The 1,940-nt window shown below is 65.6% G+C and carries 2 protein-coding genes and 1 tRNA gene; all 3 read right to left on the bottom strand.

Features of this window, described 5'->3' with window-relative positions:
* Positions 1 to 402: 402 nt before the first annotated feature.
* Positions 403 to 1,101 (bottom strand): phosphate signaling complex protein PhoU, encoded by a 699-nt coding sequence (phoU, locus tag I55_RS29580; protein ID WP_044564309.1) that lies wholly within the window; start codon positions 1,099 to 1,101, stop codon positions 403 to 405.
* A 151-nt stretch (positions 1,102 to 1,252) separates the two neighbouring features.
* Positions 1,253 to 1,327: transfer RNA gene (locus I55_RS29575), tRNA-Thr, on the bottom strand.
* Between the two features lie 137 nt (positions 1,328 to 1,464).
* Positions 1,465 to 1,940: 3-hydroxyacyl-CoA dehydrogenase family protein (locus tag I55_RS29570; protein ID WP_044564310.1), on the bottom strand; the 476-nt coding region annotated here is incomplete at its 5' end.

Raw genomic sequence — 1,940 nt, 5'->3', positions numbered from 1 at the left:
TCTTTACGCGACGCCGCGTTTTCAACCCATTCCTAAGATCGTAGCTCTTCAGCCAAATGATGAATGGATTAATTCATATAATCCGAACCTGCGGTTGGGGTTGATTTGGCAACTTACGCATGTCAAGGCGTTGCGTAATTAGGCTAAAGGCTTCGTGGTAAAAGAAAAAGAAATGCGCCCCCATGTCCAGGGGCACACGTCTGCCGCGAGGGCCGGCTTACGCGATTGGGGTAGACGGGGGCGGACGAGCCCCGAGGCTCGGGCGCAGCGGGCCATTGACAATGGCCGGACCAGACAATGGCCAAAAATGGAGCGGCGGTGGCGCGGGCACGCCAAGGCGCCGGGCCGCCAGACCCGGCGGGCGGCCCGTTTGACGGGATTCAGGCCTTGAAACGCCTTTTGTCAGTGCGCCTCGCCGCCGCGCGGACGGGCCGGTTCCACCAGGCGGCCGGTGGCGTCGAACTGCACCATCTCGGCGATGTTGGTGGCCAGGTCGCCCACACGCTCCAGGTTCTTGGCGATGAACTGCAGGCTGGTGCAGGCCTCGATCAGGCTGGCGTCCTTGGCGACGTAGGCGAAAATCTCCTGCGTCACGCCGGCGTGCATGTCGTCCAGTTCCTGGTCACGGCGCCACACGTCGGCGGCCAGCGTGGTGTCGCGGCGGGTGAAGGCCTCGATGGCGGCCGCCAGTTGCTTGCGCGCCAGGTCGGACAGGCGGCCGACCGAGGCGGTGGCGCCGATGGCCGGGGCATTGTTCAGCACCAGGGCGCGCTTGGCCATGTTCTTGGCATAGTCGCCCACCCGTTCCAGCGCGTTGGCGGCCTTCATGGCGGCCAGGGTGTGGCGCAGGTCGATGGCCATGGGGTGGCGTAACGCCAGCAGGCGGATGATCAGGCTTTCCACCTCATGCTCCAGGGCGTCCAGCACCTGGTCCTGGGCCACGGTCTCACGCGCCAGCGCGTCGTTGCGATCCAGCACGGCACGGGTGGCGTCCGCCAGCTGCTGTTCGGCCCGGCCGCCCATTTCCGCCAGCAACGCGTCCAGGCGCTGCAGCTCATTCTCGTAAGAGGTGACGATGTGACGGGGCAACGGCTCGGACATGGGCGTACATCCAGGGCAGGGGTGGAAACCAGGGAGGGCGCCACCATACCGTCATCATATTGCAATCGTGCGACCGTACGCCGCAGGAATGGGTATTTCCGCGCCGATGGGCGCGCGACGGAAAGCAACGATGCGGGGATAACGGGAAGGATGGTGCCCCAAGTCGGATTTGAACCAACGGCCTACCGCTTACGAAGCGGTTGCTCTACCACTGAGCTATTGGGGCGCCCCTTGGAATGGAGGGGGGTATTAGCAGACGGAAACGCCGATGGCAACAGGGCGCTGCGGTTTTTAGTCCATTTAGTTCTTCACGGAGTCCTGTGCCCTCCATCGCGGGCGTGAGGCCGTGGCGGACGGAAGCGGTCAGGGCGTCCCGCCCTGGTCGATCAGGTCCATCTCGCGCTTGTGGCGGGCCAGCGCCATCAGGCGGCGATCGCGCCAGGCGCCGCGCTCGCCCAGCTTATCGGCCGTCAGCAGCTTGCGGCGCTGCTCCTCGACGGTGGCGATCAGGTCGGCGTCCCAGGTCTGGTGAACCTCGGTCGAAGCGGCGATGTTCCTATAGAGGGGGCCCAGCCGCGCCGCGTAGTCGGCAACCCCACCCGGCGCGTTGAGATCGATGGTTTCGAACGGCCCCATGAAGGACCAGCGCAGGCCGAGCCCCTGCGACACGGTCTTGTCCACGTCCTCGACGGTGGCCAAGCCTTGCTCGACCAGGCGCCACGCCTCCATCAGCAGCACGCCCTGCAGGCGGTTGAGGATGAAAGCCTCCGCCTCGCGGGTCATCTCGACCGGGCCTGGCCGACCCGTTCCATCAGCATGCGCACGCCGCGCAGGGTCTC

The organism is Azospirillum sp. B4 (assembly GCF_000333275.1).
Lineage (GTDB): Bacteria > Pseudomonadota > Alphaproteobacteria > Azospirillales > Azospirillaceae > Nitrospirillum.
This window is presented reverse-complemented; position numbering and strand designations above follow the sequence as displayed.